Consider the following 19,691-nt stretch of genomic DNA (forward strand, 5'->3'; position numbering starts at 1 on the left):
AAAAACCGAGATTACCATTGATAATCCCGGTTTTTGTATTATTTAATAGTAAACGGCATTTTCACAGAGTTTTTTAAGTTTAACCCATTTTCTGAAGAAATATCATTGCCGATATATAGTGTATACGTTTTACCTGATTCGTACGGTTGTGCTGAAGAAATTTTCACAGAATTTGTTTCTTTTAAGTAAGAAATAGTTGTTTCTACTAGATTTTGTTCGTCATCTAAAACAACAATATCTAAATTTGACAGCGTAGAAATATCTAATCCTTTGGAAAACTGAATTGTCCAATCTTTGTTTTCCTCAACAGCTTCTTCTACTTCTTTTTCTTCTGCCTTAGTATCAGAATTCACTTCTTCTTTTACTTTATTTTGAATCGATTGCAATGAGGTAATAGCCGTTTCAATTTCACTCTTTAAAGAGTTTAGTCGTTGAGTTCGTTCTTGTAACGCTTCACTTGCATTACCTTGTTTTGACAGGTTATCTAAACGCTTTGTTACTGCTTCTAATCGGTTAAGTAAAGCATTGAATTTCCCTTCATAGCCTGGGAATTGTTTTAGTTCTGCTTCAACGTCAACTTCTACCTCTTCTTCCGTATCCTCTGTTGCTTCAGGTGCTTGAGTAGCATCTTCCTGAATTGGTGCTTCAGTTTGAGTTTCTTTTTCAGCTTCAGAATCTTTTACTCCATCAGATTCTTCTAAAGCTTCAGTTTGATCAGAATTGAAAGTCTCATCCGTTGATGCTGGGGCTGAAGTTTCATCAGTTGAAGCTGGTTCTTCTGCTTTTACATCCTCTACCTCTTCTTCAACGAGTTCATCAATAGGAGTTTCTAGCTTTGGTAGCTTGTCTTTGTAAAATTTTAGTTTCTCTTCAATTTTATCAAGTTGTTTGTCAATTGATTTTAACTGGTTTAGTTGACCTTTGTTTTGATTTTCTTGTTTTTTCTCTTGTTGTTTTTCTTTTTGTTGTTGTACATTTTCTTGTTTTACTTCATCTTTAGGTGCTGCATATACAGAGCCTGTACTTCCTACTCCTCCAATGGCTACACATGCTGCTACTGTTAATACAAATTTTTTCATTACCAATTCCTCCTTAATTTGTGGGTAATGGCAGCTGGCTGGCATAGATTTCCTTAGCCCCTATAGCTTTGTGACACCAAATTTCTTTGGTTGTACCCATCATCTTTATCGGATGAAAAATGAAATAAATGAAGAATAATGTAGAAAATGGTTAAATTGTCATGGAAGGATAATCAATTATAGGTAAAATATAAGTTCAGAAAAAATAAAACAAACAGTGAGGAAATTTAACATCCCAACTGTTTGTTTTTTGCCCTATTTTCTAATAAAAATAAGTTTACATAATTGTATTATAGCAAACGAAAGAAATGCTAATCCATATATGGTCATCAGTTGCATTCCTGTTAATACAGCTACTTCAAAGATATCCATTAATGCTGGAACTAAAAGAACAACATGTAGCAAGATGGCCCCCATAATAAAAGCGAGCCATGTCGTTTTATTCGTAAATAATCCGATTTTGAAAATCGATTCCTTAGAACGGCAACTAAATCCATGGAACAAACGGGATAAACATAACGTAGCAAACGCCATCGTACTTGCTATAACCGAGTCTCCAGTTGAAAGTCCTATTTGGAACGCAATAACAGTAACTGCAGCAATTAGTAAACCTTCCAATCCAACTTGAGTTGTAAACGATTTATTCAGTAATGGTTCCTTTATATTACGTGGCGAATCCTTCATCACCTTTTTATTATGTGGTTCTAATCCAATGGCGATTGCAGGTAAGCTATCTGTCAGTAAATTAATAAATAATAAATGAACCGGTGCAAAGGGTGCTGGTAAAGCAAAGAGTGTCGCAAATAGTACAACTAATATCGCACCGGTGTTCCCTGAGAGTAAAAACTTAATGGAATTTTTAATGTTATTGTAAATACTTCGACCATTCGATACAGCTTTCACAATAGTAGAGAAATTATCGTCGGTCAAAATCATTGAAGACGCATCTTTAGCTACTTCTGTACCTGTAATCCCCATCGCAACACCAATGTCCGCTTGTTTAAGGGCTGGACCATCATTTACCCCATCCCCTGTCATCGCAACAATGTTCCCTTTTTCTTGCCAAGCTTTCACGATGCGGATTTTATGTTCTGGTGATACGCGGGCATAAACGCTTATATTTTCCACTTTAGCTTTTAATTGTTCATCGGTTAATTTCTCAATTTCTCTACCTTCAATCGCTTCAGATGGGTCGTTTAGGATGCCAATTTGTTTGGCAATGGCGGCAGCAGTTATTTTATGGTCCCCTGTAATCATAACCGGTTTAATGCCCGCGGAAATACAATCGGCTACTGCTTGTTTTGATTCGTTTCGAGGTGGGTCCATCATCGCCACCAAGCCGACAAAGACAAAATCTTGCTCATCGTTCATATCAATTTGTTGTTTGGGTGAAAGTTCCTTGTAAGCAAAGGCTAATATACGGAGTCCTTGTTCGGATAAAGATTGATTCGCATTGCGGATTTGTTCGAATTGTTGTTCAGTTGCTTCTACAATTCCATTTGACGTTTCGATTTTGATAATTCGGGAAAGTAATACATCCACTGCCCCTTTTGTGATCATGTAAGTCTTGTCACCGAACTGATTAACAGTACTCATTAATTTTCGATTAGAATCAAAAGGCACTTCTCCAATTCGTTTAAACTGTGCTCTTACTACTAACTCATCAAGACCGTACACTTTACCAAAATTTACTAAAGCAACTTCTGTTGGATCCCCGATTTCCTTCTCATCTGCCGTTACAGAGTCATTACATAATAAAGACATTACAAGCAATTTATTTTGTAGCTCGTTGTTAAGTTCCAATTCGTTATGCGGGATTTCCCTTTTATCAATATATACCTTTTGCACCGTCATTTTGTTTTGTGTAAGGGTCCCGGTTTTATCGGAACAAATGACCGAAATACCACCTAGACTTTCTACCGCATGAAGCTTGCGAACAATGGCATTTTCCTTCGCCATTTTTTGTGTTCCAAATGCAAGAACAATTGTAACAATAGAACTTAATGCTTCTGGAATTGCGGCTACTGCAAGGGAGACAGCGAACATAAAAGAATCAACTAGCTCACGACCACGGAAAAGATCGAGAGCAAAGATCACAATACAGATGACAATGATAGCAAAGGCCAAACGCTTTCCGAAATGATCAAGACTAACTTGAAGCGGTGTTTTCTTTTCCTTTGCACTATCTAATAAATTGGCGATCTTGCCAATTTCGGTTTGCATTCCTATAGAAGTAACAAGTATGGTTCCTCTCCCGTTTGTAACAAAGGTTCCTGAGAACACCATATTTTTTTGATCACCAATTCCAACTTCATCTTCATTGATCGCATCTGTCATTTTTTCAATCGGTAAGGATTCCCCAGTCAAGGAGCTTTCATTGATTTGTAAGCTATAGCTTTGCAAAACGCGTCCATCTGCACTAATAAAGTCCCCAGCATCTAATTGTAAAATGTCTCCTACGACAACTTCTCTTGAAGGTATTTCTACAACTTGTCCATTTCGCAATACTTTAGCAATTGGTGCAGCCATTGCTTTTAAGCTATCGAGGGATTTTTCTGCCTTCAGATGCTGAACGGTACCGAGGATTGCGTTTAGGATGACAACCACGAGAATGACTATGGTACTCTCAAATTCTCCTAAAAAGCCTGAAATAATAGCTGCAATTAATAAAATGATCACGAGAAAGTCTTTAAACTGTTCAAAAAAGAGTTGAACAATTGTTTTTCGTTTCCCTTCTTGAAGTTCATTAAATCCGTACTGCTGTTGTCGAGAACGTACTCCTTCTGTTGATAACCCATTCATAGAAACTTGATGTGCATCTAACGTTTCTTGCGTGGTTTTATTATAATAAATCATTTAAAGGCCTCCATATATTTCGAACAATTCCAAGCAATCATACCAAATAAATACAAATATTAACAACAAACCCTCAAATCCATGTGGCAATACTCAATCATTTAGTGAACATTCATCACTAGTTAATAAAAAATATTCGTCATTTTAGTACAAGAATATTCAAAATATCAAAAAATTCATCCTTTTTTCTAAATTTTAAGACCGTTATGGCAAAAATGGGTATATAATCAATCTATATTATTTTTATTTTATTTTCCCCAAGGAGTGTTCAATTTGACAACAACAAACAAACGTGCCTACAACTTTAATGCAGGTCCTTCTGCATTACCATTAGAAGTTCTAGAAAAAGCACAACAAGAATTAGTAGACTACAATAATACTGGAATGGCCTTAATGGAAATGAGCCATCGCAGTAAAGATTATGAAGCTGTTCACAACGATGCCATTGCACGTTTAAAAGCACTTTACGCTATTCCAGATAACTATGAAGTTCTTTTCTTACAAGGTGGCGCAAGTCTTCAATTTACAATGGTCCCAATGAACTTCTTATCAGCTGATCAAAAAGCAAGCTATGTTCTTACTGGATCTTGGTCAGAAAAAGCATTTAAAGAAGCAAAACTTTTTGGACAACCAGTTGAAGCAGCAAGTACAAAAGAAAACAAATACCGTAACATCCCTGCATTAGAAGAGATTCAATTCGATGCAAACGATGCATTTGTACACATTACTTCAAACAACACAATTTACGGAACACAATGGAAAGAGTTCCCAACTACTGGTGAAGTACCATTAGTTGCAGATATGTCTAGTGATATTCTTTCAAAACCAGTGGATATTAACAAATTCGGCATCATTTATGCAGGTGCACAAAAGAACTTAGGTCCATCTGGTGTAACAGTTGTTATTATCCGTAAAGACTTACTTGAAAAAGCAAATACAAACATTCCAACAATGTTAAAATATACAACGCACTCTGAGTCAAACTCTTTATACAATACGCCTCCTACATTTGGCATCTACATGTTAGGTGAAGTGTTGAAATGGGTTGAAGGTAAAGGCGGCTTAGAAGCAATCGAAAAACAAAACGAAGAAAAAGCAAAAGTCATCTATGATGCAATTGATAACAGTAATGGCTTCTACTATGGTCATGCTACACCAGAATCTCGTTCATTAATGAACATTACATTCCGTGTGGCAGATGAAGAGTTAGAAAAACAATTCTTAGCAGAAGCAAAAGAAGCTGGTTTCGTAGGATTAAACGGTCACCGTTCAGTGGGTGGTTGCCGTGCATCTACTTACAACGCAGTACCATTTGAAGCATGCCAAGCACTAGCAGACTTCATGGTAGAGTTCCAAAAGAAAAATCAATAAGAAAAGCGGAAGTGGCTCGCCCAGCTTTAATTAAAAAAATCCTTGCTCACTAAATTAAGTGGGCAAGGATTTTTTTATTAGTCGAGTTATTTGCAAATAAGGGGAGTTTATTTGCCGTTCAATTCAATTTATTTGCCAATAAACCCTAGTTATTAGTCATTTGATTAGAGTTATTTGCCATTCACATTTAATGACCGTAAAACCTACACCTTTTTCGCTAGTTTTTCAATTTCTTCAGCTGCATTTGCTAAATTTTGTATGGAAATTGAAATTTCTTCAATAGACGCTTTTTGATTAGATGCAATTCCAACCGTTTCTTGTGTAATGTTTGCTACTTGATCGACTTTGTATTTTAATTGATCTAAAAGTCTGCGAATTTCATTTACTGAATCAGCGCTCTGATCAGCAAGTTTTGTTATCTCCTTTGCAACTACACTAAATCCTCTACCATATTCCCCTGAACGTGCAGCTTCAATGCCTGCATTAAAACCTAAAATTCTAGTATTTTTTGCAACGGAGTTAATCATTCCTAAAATTTTTGTAGAATTCTCTACTTGATGTCTCATCTCTGATTGTGAGGTTTCTAAGTTTTCAATAAAATGTTTCAAATGATTTGCTGATGCAGCCAGTTCTTGTGTGGAAGCAGAAATGGTTTCACTAGACTGTGAAAATTGCTTAGCCACTTGAGTTAACTTTACTTGATTATCTAAGCTTGTCGCGATTACTATACTTCCTATCACTTTTTTTGATCATCAAATAATGGTGAAATCGTAATTTTACCTGAAATACCATATAGCTCAATTGGAATATCCATTTGAATCATTTTCCTTATTTGCATCACCTGGTACATCGGTTCATTAGTCTTTAGTAGGATTCCGACAGGATTTGCATTTCCTATTTTAATAGCGTTTGAATCACTATGGAAAACGACTTTCTCTGTATCGGAAATAGTAATTGCTACATCATTAAGAAATAACTGTTTAAAAGTAGGTGCGAAATGTACTAATGTTTGTATATATTCATGGGTCATTACCGCCAATTTTGCTACCCCCTAAAAATATCAATATTTTTAATATTATAACTTTTCATCCTAATAGATATCATGCTAAAAATTATTTAACTATTCTTTATTTTTAACTATTTTTTACTTAATTTAATAGCAAATTTAATCCTTTTTCCGTCGTTTTTCGTTTAATTGGAGCGGACTCTATTAGAAGCCCGCTTAGGAATGACTATCACAATATACAGAAATTTGTTTTAAAAAAAGACTGTAGATGAACTTGATTTTCAAGTTCATCTACAGCCTTAGTATTGTAATTAGTATTCAATTGTCTGTAAGAGCTGGGCGAGCCACTTTCGCTTTTCTTATTAGTAAGCGCGGCCGAACCAAACTGTATGTTTCGCTTCTTTACCACAGTTAATACAAGTTTGTTTTGTTGTTGGTGGGTTAAATGGAATGTTACGTGTTGTGAATTTTGTTTCTTCTTTTACATGCTCTTCACACGCATCGTCCCCACACCATCCTGCTAGAACCCAACCAGGAATAACGCCATTTGTTTCAGAATCCGTTAAATGTTGATTTAATTGTTCTAAAGTATCGACATGTGTATGTGAGTTTGCATCACGGAATGCTTTTGCTTTTTCATATAAACGTGTTTGCATTACTTCAAGCTCTTTTTCAATCGCTTCTACCACATTGCCTAGTTCCACTGTTTGTTTTTCATCTTCATCACGTGCTTTTAATAGTACTTGATTGTTTTCTAAGTCGCGTGGCCCAAGTTCAATACGTACAGGAACCCCTTTTAATTCCCATTCATTAAATTTGAATCCTGGTGATTGATCTGAATCATCTAGACGAACACGAATGCCCTTCGCTTTTAAAGATGCGAAGATTTCGTCTAATTTTTCAATGATTGCTGGATTCTTTTTCCATGGTCCAACAGGAATTAGTACAACTTGAGTTGGTGCGATTTTCGGTGGAAGTACTAGCCCTTGCTCATCACCGTGAACCATAATAACCGAACCGATTAAACGTGTTGATGTTCCCCATGAAGTTGTATGAACATGCACGTGTTTGTTTTCTTTATTTAAATATTTAATGTCAAATGCTTCTGCAAATTTTGTCCCTAAGTAGTGTGAAGTTCCAGCTTGAACCGCTTTTCCATCTTTCATCATCGCTTCAATTGAGTACGTATCAACTGCCCCAGCAAAGCGTTCAGATGGCGTTTTTTGCCCATCGTATACTGGAATAGCTAAAAATCCTTCTACTACTTCTTTGTAAATGTTTAACATTTGCATTGTTTCTTTACGTGCATCTTCTTCATCCACGTGTGCAGTGTGCCCTTCTTGCCATAAAAACTCAGAAGTACGGATAAATGGAAGAGTTTTCTTTTCCCAACGGAATACGTTTGCCCATTGGTTAATTAATAATGGTAAGTCGCGGTAGCTTTTTATCCAATCCGAATATAGGTGACCAATCATTGTTTCCGATGTTGGACGAAGCGCTAGACGTTCTTCTAATTTTTCTCCCGCTGCTTCTGTTACCCATGGAAGCTCTGGTGAAAATCCTTCAATATGGTCTTTTTCTTTTTGGAAGAAAGACTCAGGAATTAACATTGGGAAGTAGGCATTACGGTGACCTGTCTCTTTAAAACGACGATCCATTTCTCCTTGGATGTGCTCCCAAATTTCATAGCCATCTGGTTTGAAGGCGATACAACCACGTACTGGCGTATAATCCATTAAATCTGCTTTTTGAATTGTGTCAATGTACCATTTTGAAAAATCATTCGTTTGTTGTGACATCTCTTTTTCCTCCTAAAACAATTACAATTTCGAAATTCTTGCTACGAACGCTTACGTAGTTTATAAAAAATGGTTGCCATAGTTTTTGGTTATCTTTGTTAAATTTAAACTTCCAATAACGACAAAAAAGCACAAAGCGTCCTTATATAAGGACGTCTTTGTGCATATAGACGTGGTACCACCTTAGTTCGGCTTTAGCAATCAGCTATTACCCTCTTAAACGTTTGTAACGAAACGACTCGGCAAGGTTAACTTGCATCTCCGTGATAGGTTTCAATAAGAAGTGGTGATATAGCTCTCAGCAGCTGCTATATTTTCTGTCTCACAATTCTTACTTACTTGGTCACATCATAGATTGCTTATTTATTAATAATGTATCAAATATTAGGAAACTATTCAATAAATGTGGAGAAATTTCTATTGTATAGAAAAAATATGAATCGACATTTTTTACATATAATCATTATTGTAATATTCAAAAGTATAAAAATATTATAAATAATATATATTTAACATTTTTTCTTTTAATGACTTATAATTATACGTAGATTTAAAAATTTATAAGGAGGAATTATTTTGAGAATTTCGATTCGATGGAGAATCATTGCCATTGTCCTAGTAATTGTTGTTCTAGGCTTAGGAGCACTATCTACAATTAGTTCGGTCCTAATATCTTCTGAAACAGAAGAGAGCGTTACGGATCAAAGTGAAGTACTTGTAAAAGAACTATCAAATACGATCACCGCTTTTTTAGGTGGGTATGAAAAAAGTCTATTAAACCTTGCTGCTTCTAAAAATGTCCATGAATTTTATAATAATTCTACTCAGTATAATGATGATGCAGACCGAACATTTCGGACTGAATTAAATAACTACTTATTGTATTATGATGCTGCATCAAGTATCTATTTTTCCGATGGGGATTATACAATTATTGCTCCACATTTCGATGGCATTAATGAGCTAGATATAAAATCGCGTTCATGGTACACAAACGCAATACATAATTCTAATGATGTTGTCTGGTCCGAACCTTATATTGATACGGTTTCCAATCAATATGCAATTACTGCTTCTGTCGCAGTGAAAGATGGCGAAAAAGTAATTGGTGTCATTGGTGTTGATATACAACTTTCTCAATTAACCGAGATGATTTCATCTACAGAACTAGGCTATGATGGATACCCACTTATTTTAGACGACTTAGGTACAGCATTAGTTCATCCAAATAATATGGGAGAAAATATGAGTTCCCAACAATATGTACAAACTATTTTAGCAGATTCAAAAATGACGAACAATTTAAAAGCAGACATTGAAGGTGCTAAGTCCGTTGTTGTATATAATAAAATACCGGAAATTGGCTGGACTGTTGCAGCTGTGTATGAGCTACAGAACCTTCAAGCACTGGCAAAAAGTTTACAAAAAATTATCATCATCATTGCAATAATTATATTAATCGTTGCATTTGTTGCCCTTTACTTCTTTATTACTCGAACTATGAAACCGATTAAACAACTTGGTTTACTAATGGAAGAAGTAGCGCAAGGTGATTTATCCGTACAAATCGAAGTTCATTCGAAAGATGAGATTGGACTTTTAGCGCAACACTTTAATGAAATGATTAATAAAATGAAGTATTTAATCCAAGTAGTAAAAACATCTTCTAATGAAGTGGAAGAACGTTCGCATCACTTAAGTGCCCTAGCTGAAGAAACAAGCGCTTCAAGTATCGAAGTTTCAAGTGCAGTAAATGAAATTGCCGTTGGAGCATCTTCATCATCTGAAAATGCGGATATGGTTACAGAGTCAACAATCAAACTGGGCACTAAAATTAATGGTATGCAAGAACAATCCAATGCTCTACATACTATAACGCAACATGCCGGTAAACTAAATGTCGTTGGGCAAGACAAGATGGAAGACTTACTCGGTTCATTTGGTCATTCGAAACAAAACTTAGTGAATATGGCTAGCGCAGTAAAAACGCTGGAACATCGTATTGTGGCAATAGGGTCGGTAATTAATACGATATCAGAAATATCTGCGCAAACGAATCTACTAGCTTTAAACGCTAGTATAGAAGCAGCAAGAGCTGGTGAACACGGGAAAGGATTTGCCGTTGTAGCAGAGGAAGTTCGTAAATTAGCCGAGCAATCCGCAAACGCAACAAAAGATGTGAAAAATACGATTCAAGAATTACAGGCAGAGTCTCAACAAGTGACGAAACAAATGAGTGAAATGCAACAAACATTCGATAATCAAGGTGTTGTTGTGGAGGAAACTGGCTCATTATTTAATAATCTTTCTGCATTAATTAAAAACATGGAAGAAACGTTTATTAATGTGACGACAGAAATTGAAGGGGTTATTAAATACAAAGATCGCGTTGTTGAAACGATTAAGGAAATGTCCTTAACTGCCCAAACAACAGCAGCGGCATGTGAAGAAGTAAGTGCATCAAGTGATGAACAACTAACGGCGATTCAATCCGTTGCCCAAGCATCTGAACAATTAAATAACGTAAGCACAGAATTAGCCGAAACGGTTAATAAGTTTAAGTTGTAAATAAAAGCCACGTTTTGTCAAAGATGAATTTGACTAAAACGTGGCTTTCTATAATGTGTCTAGCTACCATTTTTTATTTTTTGAAAATACGAAGAAGATTGTTGGATTGCTTTTTCTACTTTTTCTTCAATGAAATTGGAGCGTTCATAGACAACTGAACGTAAATGATCGATCTGGCGCATTATTTTTTCGATTAGCCCTTCATTACTATCCACTCGTTCGATCACATCCTGTTGGGAGTTTTCGATTGTCGAAATTTGTGCCACGATCTGTTCATTTACATTAGTTTGTAAATCAATTTTTTCTTGAATTTGTTCGTTCGTCAATGTAACCTGTTCTAACCTCTTTATGATGGCTTCATGAATAACGGAAAAATCTTTTATAATACCGATTAGTTCCTGATATTCATCCCCTACTACATCTATCCTTTTTACCATTTCTTGTTGGGTGTGATTCAATAATTGAAATTCCTGTAAAAGTGTGTCTGTTTTTTGTTGTTCGTTCAATATCGATTGTTGGATATCGATCGTTTGATGGTCTAGTTGATTAAGTTGATTCATTATTTGCTGCTCATGTTGATCTAGTTGATCAAGTCGAGTCATCATTTGCTGCTCATGTTGTTCTAGTTGATTGAGTTGATTCATCATTTGCTGCTCATGTTGTTCCTGAATGTGACGTTGATCACCCATCTCACTTAACAGACGTTCAACGTGTTGCCATTTTTGACTTTGATGATCATTGTAAACAATTTGGGAGCTTTGGACAGTTGACAAGGCATGTTGGATTCGTTCAGTCGTTTGAGTTTGTTTTTCTAAAACTTGCGATAAATAATCTCGTCGAAACTCTACCTGATTCGGTTCAACGAGTGGGCCATTATTTCGAAACATTTCTGGGTGCTCGGCGTTATTAATATATAAACCCATCGTTAGGTACACCCCCTTCTCACGCACCTCTATTGTATGCGAAAAGTGATGAAGGGGTACTTTATCCCGCATTAACGGGCAGTAATTTATCTGTACCGAAAGCTTTAGCGACAGGTACAAGACTCCCACTTCAAGATTTTAGTGAAGCGAAAAGGATAAGTGGGAGATCAATTGCCCGTAAAAGCCCGATTGGTTCAACTAACAATCCGTGGGGGATGAAGAAAACCCCCGCGGATTGAAGTTTCACTTTATGCAAAACGGTCGCTGTTAGTTGCCCCGTGAATCAGTTAAATAACTTCTTCTCGATCTTCTTCTGCATTGTCTAGCACTTCTTCTATTCCCTGATCATCTACTATTTCTAGTAGATTGACGGAGCTAGTACTTAGTTCTTTTTTAATTAATGTACTATTTTCCTCATGGATTGTTTGAAATTCTAGTAGGTAATTATATCCTTGGAGTAAATTTGAATTTGTCCGATTTTCTTTAATGGATTCTCGCAGTTCTTTAATATAAATTTGCGCAGCGATTTTCCGGAACTTAATTTCTTCTTTTATATTTGTAATATGACCATGACCTGGTATTAAATATTGGATATTGTGTTGATTAAATAATTCATCGGTTTTGCGTAATGTTTCCTCGTATTTTTCACTGTTATCATAAATAAAAGGAAATTCGATGTCTGACAAATAATCGCCCGCCAACCATATTCCTAATGGTTCAATGACTGTAAAAATCCCGTCATCTGTGTGCCCTTGTGCGTGATAGAATGTAAGCTTTGTGTTACCAATTTCAAGCACTTGGCCTTCTTCCTTTACTTCTATATCGACTAGTGGGTACAAAATTGGGTAAGATCTGTCCAAATAATACTGGTGATCGAATTTGAAAATTTGGTTTAGGATATCTTCTTTATCCTCTTTTAGTGAAAGTGCTTCGCTAGCAATCACGATTGCTTCTTGAAAAGCCCCATATCCTATTAAATGATCCCAGTCGGAATGGGTAAATAATAGATATAATGGGCGGTCCCCTTTCACGTTATCTACATATTCCCGAATCATTTCAACTTCTACTGGTAGTAAATTTGGATCAACGACAATGATACAATCTTCTGTTTGTATGACTATTGAAGTAGTTTTATATAAAAGACTTTGAAAAACTGTTACATTACTATTTTGAAATTGAATCATTCTACTTCACTCCAATCCCCGCTCTTTTATCCTATTTTAACCGATAACGTAGAAAAAGTGCATCCCTCACGTATTTATGTGAGAGATGCACTTTATATAAAGAGTACAATATTAATCTTTTAATTTAAATCTTTTTACCGATTTTTCTAGTTCTTCGGCCATTTCAGTAGATTCGTTTGAACGACTTGACACATCTTGAATACTTGCCGTTGTTTCTTGTGCTGCTGCAGAAATGCCATTCATTGTATTTTCAATTTCATGGATTGATTGTGTTAATTCATGAATCATTTCTACAATCGTCGTAGATTTCTCTGTTTCAGTAGATAGTAGATCCGAGATATTTGTAATTTCTTGAACAGTTTCCGAAACGGCAGACGAAATATCATTTAAAGCTTGAACCGTCAATTGAACCGTTTTTTCACCTTTTTCAATGAACTTCCCATTTTCAGATGATGAAATTAAAACATTACCGATACGTTCCATAATGTCTTTTACTAGTTTTTCAACTTCTGTCACTTCCGCATTAGATTGTTCTGCTAATTTTCGTACTTCTTCTGCCACGACTGCAAATCCTTTTCCATGTTCTCCAGCTCGAGCTGCTTCAATGGATGCATTCAGTGCTAATAGATTTGTTTGGGATGCAATGGCAGCAATCGTTGTTGTAATGTTTTGAATTTTAGTTGCTGATTCGACAAGGTGTTGAATTGTTGTACTTACTTCATGGGAACCTTGACGGATGCGTTCCATATCTTCGCTAATTTCTTGGGCGCGTTTTTCCCCTTCTGCTGCGATTTTCATTGTCTCATTTGAATTTTCAACAGTAAGATCAGCTTTTGATTTCATATCTTGTAAATCATCAGCTAGTGATGTCAACACATTCGATGCATTATCCGCGTGGTGCATACCATCCGTCATCGCTACTGACACATCTTCTATATGATTTGCAACCGATTGTACAGCTGAATTCATTTCTGTTAAAGAACTCGCTGTTTCATTGGCGTTAACGGTTAATTGTTGAGACGTTGAACGCATCGTCGAAATCATCGTTTGTAGGTTGATGGTTGTTTGATTTAACGTACGAGACAAATCAGCAATTTCATCTTTCCCTTTAATATTCGTTTCTTGAACGGTTAAATCGCCTTCAGCTAATTGTTTCGCTTGTTCAATTAGTTTCGAAATTGGTTTTGTTTTGCGATAGATTAATAACCCTGTCACCATTGAAGCAAGTAACATTGGTATTAAACTTATTAAAATTCCTTGGCTGACTACTGACCATGTTCTTTCAGTCACAATTTCAGCGTTAAAGTCAATAACACTGATTGCAACGATCTCTTTCGTTGGATCATGATCTTTATAAATTGGCGCATACCCAGATAAACGTTCCATCCCACCAAATTCGTATGGTTGTGAATATGTAGGATGCCCCATTTCTAGTAACATGGAAATTGCTTCTTCATCCATATAAAAGGCATCTCCAGGAGCAAATCCTTTTTCTTGTAAGTTTTTGTCCAGGGCAATCAAATTGCCCTCTAAATCTAAAATATATTGTGATTCAAAAATGTCTTTATGAGCGGTTGTCCAATTGAGCTGTTCCCCAATTTTCTCTTTAGCATTCTCATCATTATTTAATGCTTTTTCTAATTGAAACGGATTGATTAAACCTGTCGTAATGTTGGCACATCCATATGCCTCTATTCCAGCTGCTTCATACAATTTATCATAAGCCGTAAAGTATGTTGCAACAGAAGTAATCATAATCATCACTACGAGTATGCCTGCAATTATAGTACCTAATTGAAACGTTAAAGTTTGTCTAAATTTCATTGTTTTGTACCACCTCTTTGATATCCCCTACTACTATTTTCATAGTTTATCATACTATGAAAAGATGTATTGAGAAAGAATCTTTAAAAAAATAGCAAATTTTTTATGGATTTTTGTCAATTTACCGTCATAATGTACGGTAAATTACAAATAATTTTTAAAATAAATGTTTACAACTAGGAAAGGGTACGGGTTTAGATATATTTACAAAAGAATATGACAAAAGATGCACTTCCTTTGATAACAATTATCTGTTTGTATACCAAGGTAACATACAAAAAAATCCTTCTAACTCATAGTTGAATTAGAAGGTAGTGATAAAAGTCTTATTCATCGATAAACTTCCGCATGCGATCCAATAATAGACCATCTGATTGTTTATTTTCACCACTAATAAAGTCGGTCATATAATAAGTTAAATACTTTCCAAAATTCGCCTTCGTATTCATGAGTAGTTCATCTACATGATGCGCGCCTTTTGGAATATCATCTAGTAACAGTACTGCCAAAGATGCGTAAATGCCACAAGCAACTTGAAAATAGGTTGCATTGATTTTATATTTCGCAAAAATTTCATCATTTTTTAATACATTATACATATAATGCTCTCGATCTTTATAAACGAGCAATACACCGCATAAATCTTCCCCTTCTAACTCGGCTTGTAGTGGGTCGAGCACTTGCATGTCAAAATCCCACATTTTATCTACATCATGAATATTTGCCCGAATTAATTTTGTTGTATGCTCATTTACTTTATAGAAGAAACCCGTTTCCATGTTCATTAATTTTCCCAAACTATACACTTCTTCGTGTGGCATTAAACAACCATAAAATTGGACATCCCCTAGCTGTACTTTGAATTCTAAGTCATATACATTTTCATATAAAAAAAGGGGCGTCTTTTGTTTCATGAACATAGGATAACTTAGGATCGCTTCATCTAAAAAGCATTCAGGGGACCATGTCGTATAGATGGTATTTTTCTTCGCCTTTGTTTTATCTTTGAAAAACGAAGTATCTCGCTCGACGATAAAACAAGCTAATGGGGGGTCTTGAGAAGTGTTCTTCTTTAACAACTCAACAGCCATCCATTGCACAACGCCTGGATTCATCCCTGAACAAAGAATGGCTGTTGCATTTTTTATTTCATTTTTCACTTTTTCCAGATGATATATTCTTTCAATGAGCCCAAACCCAGCAAATTGGTCTTCGTTTTCATCAATATAAGGATTTTCTAACGCTGTATTCACATAACGAATACCAAGCTGATCACAGCACTTCATCATTTTCACTGTATCAGCCCAAGAAACATCAATGACAACAGAAGTTTTCGTTGTTTTCAAATGATGAATAAACTTACTTCGATCATTCAAATCGAGTTGATGAAACTCCGTAATATTGATTAAGTTTGGAAACAGTTGGGAAAATGCCTGTTTGTCCATTGCTTTCAGATCAATAAGATGAAGTTTGCTTTTGGCAAGAATCGAATGAATTGGGTCATGTGGATCTACAACGGATTTGTTAAGAATAGATAGAATTGCTTTAGCAACCCCACCTGCACTACCTAAAATAGTAATTGCATTGCTAGATTGATTCATATAGTTCACCTCGCCTCCTCATTAAAGAATATGAAATTTAATAGAAAAGGGTTAGGTTTAAAACTATTACAATATGATTTTGTTCTAACAAAAAGTTTTTTAGCAATTTTTTACCATTAGAAGTGTAGATATTCAGAAAGTGTAACGCATTCTGAACATCCCCTTTTTCATTTTTTAGATCTGTGCTTGCATAAACGATCTTACTGTTTCTTTGCGATTTGGACTTTCGCAAATGGCAGAAATAACGGCTACCCCATCTGCACCTGCTTCAAATACTTCAAAAGCATTGTCCGTTGTTAATCCACCAATCGCAACAATTGGAAAGTCGGGGTATTTTTTTCGAGCTTTTGCTAGAAACGTTACACCTGCTGCAGGTTTTGCATCGGTTTTCGATTTTGTTTCATGAATTGGACCAATGCCAACATAGTCCGCACCATTGAATACAGCTATGTCCATTTCTTGTTCATTATGAACGGACACACCGACAATTTTCCCAACAAATTGTTTCCGTATTTCTTCAAGCTTTTGGTCATCTTGTCCAACATGTACACCATCAGCTTGTAGTTTTAAGGCAAGCTCCACATCGTCATTTACGATAAAAGGGACATTGTATTCGTTGCAGAGTAGTTGACATTGTCGGGCGAATTCTTCATAAGCGCTCCCCTTTAGTGATCCATCGCCTTTTTCTCTTAATTGAAAAATAGTAACGCCCGATTTTAATGCATCCTCTAATACTTCTAATGGATCTTCTATACAGTTGGTCGTTCCCATTATAAAGTAAACGGATAGATCCTCACGATTCATAAACAAGCACCTCGTCTGTTTCTTTATGCTCTTGGTAGGCAAAATGATTTGTTGGACCGTGACCATGTCCTAAGTTTAAAGGATGGGCAATCGCTCGTTGTACAAAATGTTTTGCCGCAATGATGGCCTCTTGTAAAGAATAGCCCTTACCTAAAAATGCGGTAATCGCTGCTGAAAATGTACAACCTGTTCCATGAGTATGCTTTGTTTGAATTCTTTTACTTTGCATTTTAAAAGAAGTACCGTCAGAAAAAAATACAGTGTCCGTTGCTTGCTGTAGGTCTTCCAAATGCCCACCCTTCATCACGACACACTGTACCCCTTTTTCTAAAATTATTTTTGCGGCGATTTCGATGTCTTCTTCTTTACGAATCGCTACCCCACTAATGACTTCTGCTTCAGGTATATTGGGTGTTAATACCGTTGCAAGAGGCAGAAGTTTTGTATTTAACGCAACCACTGCTTCTTGTTGTAATAAACTCGCGCCACCTTTTGCAATCATGACTGGGTCGATAACGATTTGGAAGTCTTGTTCTTTTAATATAGCAGCAACCGTTTCAATAATCTCTGCAGAAAAGAGCATGCCCGTTTTTAACGCTTTTACATCAAAGTCTTGGAAAACACTGTTCATTTGTTGAGCGACAAAATCGGGTGTTGTCGGAAAAATGCCATCAACGCCCATCGTATTTTGAGCTGTTAATGCCGTAATGACGGACGTACCAAATGCTTTTAATTCTTGAAAGGTTTTTAAATCTGCTTGAATACCTGCCCCGCCTCCACTATCAGAGCCGGCAATTGTCATGACAACGTCCATTGTTTTGCACCTCTTGATAATGAGTGAATATGATTAATGACTTCTTCTTGGAAGGAGCCTAATAATTGGTTGTCGCTAGCGAATTCGGCAACGCGTTTATAGTCGATAAGTACTTCACAAAGATTTTCCAAAGGTTCCCCATCCAATGCGAGCGTGGCAGCACAAATGGCACTTAACAAACAACCCGTTCCTGTTACTTGTGTCATCAATTCATGACCACCTGCAGTCCAATGCTCGGAAACGCCATCTGTCAGGTAGTCGGATTTGCCTGTTACGACTACCATACATTGATGTTGTACGGCTACTTGTTTTGCAACAGATGCGATATCTAATTCCCCATCTCCACTATCGACACCTCTTGATTGCCAATCAACACCGGCAATTGAAGCTAGTTCTCCTATATTGCAGCGTAAAAGTTGAATATTTACTTGCGATAAAATGTTTTCAACTGCTTTTTGTCGGAAGGAAGTTGCTCCGACACCTACAGGATCTAAAACAACGGGAATATTTAATTCGTTTGCTTTTTTTCCAGCTTTAATCATGGCTTCAAGAGTTCTCGTGTTTAATGTGCCAATATTGATTAATAAGGCATTGGCAATGGAAACCATTTCTTCAACTTCTTCCACTTCATCTGCCATGACAGGAGATACGCCAAGAGCTAAAAGACCATTCGCCGTGAAATTAGCAACAACATAATTTGTTATACAATGAACAAGGGGACTTTTTTGACGAATTTTATACATAGTCATAGTGTGTAACCTCCGAATCAAACGTTTCTAGCGTCCAAGCCATTTCCCAAAATTTCCATTCAAAGTAACAACTTTTATGAAAATGAGCTTTAAACAGTTGGATTTTTTTAGGATTTTCAACTGCGTAACGGTCCATCATTGATTTTTGGAATTCAATTTTTTCTTTAAAATCCGGATGGCTATACATTTCAATCCATTCCTTATATAGTTTTACACCGGGTTGTGCATCTTTATATTTTTCACCAATCTCCTGATACAACCATGGACATGGGAACATGGCAGCAAACGCTTCTGCTACATCACCATTATGCGCGGCATTATACATATGACTAATGTAGTTGTAAGCAGCGGGTGCAGGTTCAAAGCTATCAATTTCTTGTTGTGTCACATTTAATTCTTTGAAAACGGTGCGATGTAATTCGAGTTCGGATTCATTAATGAACTGAGCAGATTGAATGAAATACGTAATGTCTTCGTTCGTTTCTGCCTTTGATGCAGCAATGGCTAAAATTTTTGTATAGTGTTTTAAGTAGTACGCATCTTGCAACATATAATATTTAAATTTTTCAATTGGTAGCGTTCCATCAACAATGCCTTTAACAAATGGATGATGAAAACTCCCTTCCCAATACACATCTGTTTCTTTTCGTACTTCTTCACAAAATGACATTACAACTTCCTCCTTTTTGCTTTAGAGGACGTTAGAGAGAAAAAACGCCCTTTTCAACGTGTGAGAAAAGAGCGTTTGTAAGAAATAGTAATTGCTCTCTACATCCGTATTCGAATAGGTAAACCCGAAAAGATAGCGGTGATCACCTCGAGCAATTAGAGATATTTGGCAAATAAAAAGCTCCCCACATAAATGGAGAGCGAGTGTACAGTAAAAAATAGCGTGCGAATGCGCTAATCATGTACTTTGCTCCCTACGATCGTATTAACGAACAGGTTCAAAGGGTCAGGTTTTAACCTTCTCAGGCAGCTAGTGCCCCCCCTGCAAATATTCTAATTATGTACATTCTAGCATAATTTTTTGATAATTCAAGAGATTGGGATTCTTATAGCAAGTACGGGAGATATCCGCCAAAAAATGCGATTTATCCGCCAATTTGTTTA

15 protein-coding genes, 2 riboswitches and 1 other annotated feature are annotated in these 19,691 nt (G+C 36.2%); of the genes, 2 read left to right on the forward strand and 13 right to left on the reverse strand.

What is annotated here, in order from left to right; all coding sequences use genetic code 11:
- Window positions 1-38: 38 nt before the first annotated feature.
- Both EK386_RS10170 and EK386_RS10175 read right to left on the reverse strand, forming a co-directional pair.
- Complete coding sequence (locus EK386_RS10170; RefSeq protein WP_126659054.1) at window positions 39-1,079, reverse strand: Ig-like domain-containing domain; 1,041 nt, start codon at window positions 1,077-1,079, stop codon at window positions 39-41.
- Between the two features lie 26 nt (window positions 1,080-1,105).
- Window positions 1,106-1,186: riboswitch (cyclic di-GMP riboswitch) on the reverse strand.
- A 148-nt stretch (window positions 1,187-1,334) separates the two neighbouring features.
- On the reverse strand, window positions 1,335-3,935 hold the full coding sequence (locus tag EK386_RS10175) for a calcium-translocating P-type ATPase, PMCA-type (protein WP_126659055.1): 2,601 nt from the start codon (window positions 3,933-3,935) through the stop codon (window positions 1,335-1,337).
- Window positions 3,936-4,208: 273 nt separating this feature from the next.
- On the opposite strand from EK386_RS10175, the gene serC reads away from it, so the two are divergent.
- Window positions 4,209-5,306, forward strand: a complete 1,098-nt coding sequence (gene serC / locus EK386_RS10180) for a 3-phosphoserine/phosphohydroxythreonine transaminase (RefSeq protein WP_126659056.1) — start codon at window positions 4,209-4,211, stop codon at window positions 5,304-5,306.
- A 203-nt stretch (window positions 5,307-5,509) separates the two neighbouring features.
- On the opposite strand, the gene EK386_RS10185 is transcribed toward serC, so the two are convergent.
- The 3 genes from EK386_RS10185 to proS all read right to left on the reverse strand — a co-directional run bounded on the left by EK386_RS10185 (window position 5,510) and on the right by proS (window position 8,111).
- Window positions 5,510-6,046 (reverse strand): methyl-accepting chemotaxis protein, encoded by a 537-nt coding sequence (locus EK386_RS10185; protein ID WP_126659057.1) that lies wholly within the window; start codon window positions 6,044-6,046, stop codon window positions 5,510-5,512.
- Window positions 6,043-6,345: a hypothetical protein gene (locus EK386_RS10190; protein ID WP_126659058.1), complete on the reverse strand. Its 303-nt coding sequence runs from the start codon at window positions 6,343-6,345 to the stop codon at window positions 6,043-6,045. Before EK386_RS10190 ends, EK386_RS10185 begins: the two co-directional genes overlap by 4 nt.
- A 329-nt stretch (window positions 6,346-6,674) precedes the next feature.
- Window positions 6,675-8,111 (reverse strand): proline--tRNA ligase, encoded by a 1,437-nt coding sequence (proS, locus tag EK386_RS10195; RefSeq protein ID WP_126659059.1) that lies wholly within the window; start codon window positions 8,109-8,111, stop codon window positions 6,675-6,677.
- A 145-nt stretch (window positions 8,112-8,256) separates the two neighbouring features.
- Window positions 8,257-8,472: a binding site (T-box leader), on the reverse strand.
- A gap of 215 nt (window positions 8,473-8,687) precedes the next feature.
- Here proS and EK386_RS10200 point away from each other — a divergent pair.
- Window positions 8,688-10,679, forward strand: coding sequence for a methyl-accepting chemotaxis protein (locus EK386_RS10200; protein WP_126659060.1), 1,992 nt, complete (start codon window positions 8,688-8,690; stop codon window positions 10,677-10,679).
- A gap of 59 nt (window positions 10,680-10,738) precedes the next feature.
- On the opposite strand, the gene EK386_RS10205 is transcribed toward EK386_RS10200, so the two are convergent.
- From EK386_RS10205 to tenA, 8 genes are all read right to left on the reverse strand, one after another.
- A complete protein-coding gene (locus EK386_RS10205; RefSeq protein ID WP_126659061.1) occupies window positions 10,739-11,602 on the reverse strand; it encodes a coiled-coil domain-containing protein in 864 nt (287 codons plus the stop codon).
- 287 nt (window positions 11,603-11,889) lie between these two features.
- Window positions 11,890-12,786 carry an MBL fold metallo-hydrolase gene (locus tag EK386_RS10215; protein WP_126659063.1) on the reverse strand — a complete coding sequence of 299 codons (897 nt, stop codon included), beginning with the start codon at window positions 12,784-12,786 and terminating at the stop codon, window positions 11,890-11,892.
- A 111-nt stretch (window positions 12,787-12,897) separates the two neighbouring features.
- Window positions 12,898-14,610 (reverse strand): methyl-accepting chemotaxis protein, encoded by a 1,713-nt coding sequence (locus tag EK386_RS10220; RefSeq protein ID WP_126659064.1) that lies wholly within the window; start codon window positions 14,608-14,610, stop codon window positions 12,898-12,900.
- Between the two features lie 326 nt (window positions 14,611-14,936).
- A complete protein-coding gene (locus tag EK386_RS10225) occupies window positions 14,937-16,211 on the reverse strand; it encodes a Rossmann-fold NAD(P)-binding domain-containing protein (RefSeq protein WP_126659065.1) in 1,275 nt (424 codons plus the stop codon).
- Window positions 16,212-16,385: 174 nt separating this feature from the next.
- Window positions 16,386-17,015, reverse strand: coding sequence for a thiamine phosphate synthase (gene thiE, locus EK386_RS10230; protein WP_126659066.1), 630 nt, complete (start codon window positions 17,013-17,015; stop codon window positions 16,386-16,388).
- Entirely contained in the window at window positions 17,005-17,829 is an 825-nt protein-coding gene (gene thiD / locus EK386_RS10235) for a bifunctional hydroxymethylpyrimidine kinase/phosphomethylpyrimidine kinase (protein ID WP_126659067.1), read from the reverse strand. Before thiD ends, thiE begins: the two co-directional genes overlap by 11 nt.
- Window positions 17,814-18,578 carry a hydroxyethylthiazole kinase gene (gene thiM / locus EK386_RS10240; RefSeq protein WP_126659068.1) on the reverse strand — a complete coding sequence of 255 codons (765 nt, stop codon included), beginning with the start codon at window positions 18,576-18,578 and terminating at the stop codon, window positions 17,814-17,816. Before thiM ends, thiD begins: the two co-directional genes overlap by 16 nt.
- Window positions 18,565-19,248: a thiaminase II gene (tenA, locus tag EK386_RS10245; RefSeq protein ID WP_126659069.1), complete on the reverse strand. Its 684-nt coding sequence runs from the start codon at window positions 19,246-19,248 to the stop codon at window positions 18,565-18,567. Before tenA ends, thiM begins: the two co-directional genes overlap by 14 nt.
- 233 nt (window positions 19,249-19,481) lie before the next feature.
- Window positions 19,482-19,581: riboswitch (TPP riboswitch) on the reverse strand.
- Window positions 19,582-19,691: the final 110 nt, after the last annotated feature.

Source organism: Lysinibacillus antri, from assembly GCF_003977595.1.
In the GTDB taxonomy this organism is placed as follows: Bacteria; Bacillota; Bacilli; order Bacillales_A; family Planococcaceae; genus Ureibacillus; species Ureibacillus antri.

Coding starts and splice junctions, on each gene's coding strand:
- EK386_RS10170 (WP_126659054.1), bottom strand. CDS start 1,079: ATGAAAAAATTTGTATTAACAGTAGCAGCATGTGTAGCCATTGGAGGA.
- EK386_RS10175 (WP_126659055.1), bottom strand. CDS start 3,935: ATGATTTATTATAATAAAACCACGCAAGAAACGTTAGATGCACATCAA.
- proS (WP_126659059.1), bottom strand. CDS start 8,111: ATGTCACAACAAACGAATGATTTTTCAAAATGGTACATTGACACAATT.
- EK386_RS10205 (WP_126659061.1), bottom strand. CDS start 11,602: ATGGGTTTATATATTAATAACGCCGAGCACCCAGAAATGTTTCGAAAT.
- EK386_RS10215 (WP_126659063.1), bottom strand. CDS start 12,786: ATGATTCAATTTCAAAATAGTAATGTAACAGTTTTTCAAAGTCTTTTA.
- EK386_RS10220 (WP_126659064.1), bottom strand. CDS start 14,610: ATGAAATTTAGACAAACTTTAACGTTTCAATTAGGTACTATAATTGCA.
- EK386_RS10225 (WP_126659065.1), bottom strand. CDS start 16,211: ATGAATCAATCTAGCAATGCAATTACTATTTTAGGTAGTGCAGGTGGG.
- thiE (WP_126659066.1), bottom strand. CDS start 17,015: ATGAATCGTGAGGATCTATCCGTTTACTTTATAATGGGAACGACCAAC.
- thiD (WP_126659067.1), bottom strand. CDS start 17,829: ATGGACGTTGTCATGACAATTGCCGGCTCTGATAGTGGAGGCGGGGCA.
- thiM (WP_126659068.1), bottom strand. CDS start 18,578: ATGACTATGTATAAAATTCGTCAAAAAAGTCCCCTTGTTCATTGTATA.
- tenA (WP_126659069.1), bottom strand. CDS start 19,248: ATGTCATTTTGTGAAGAAGTACGAAAAGAAACAGATGTGTATTGGGAA.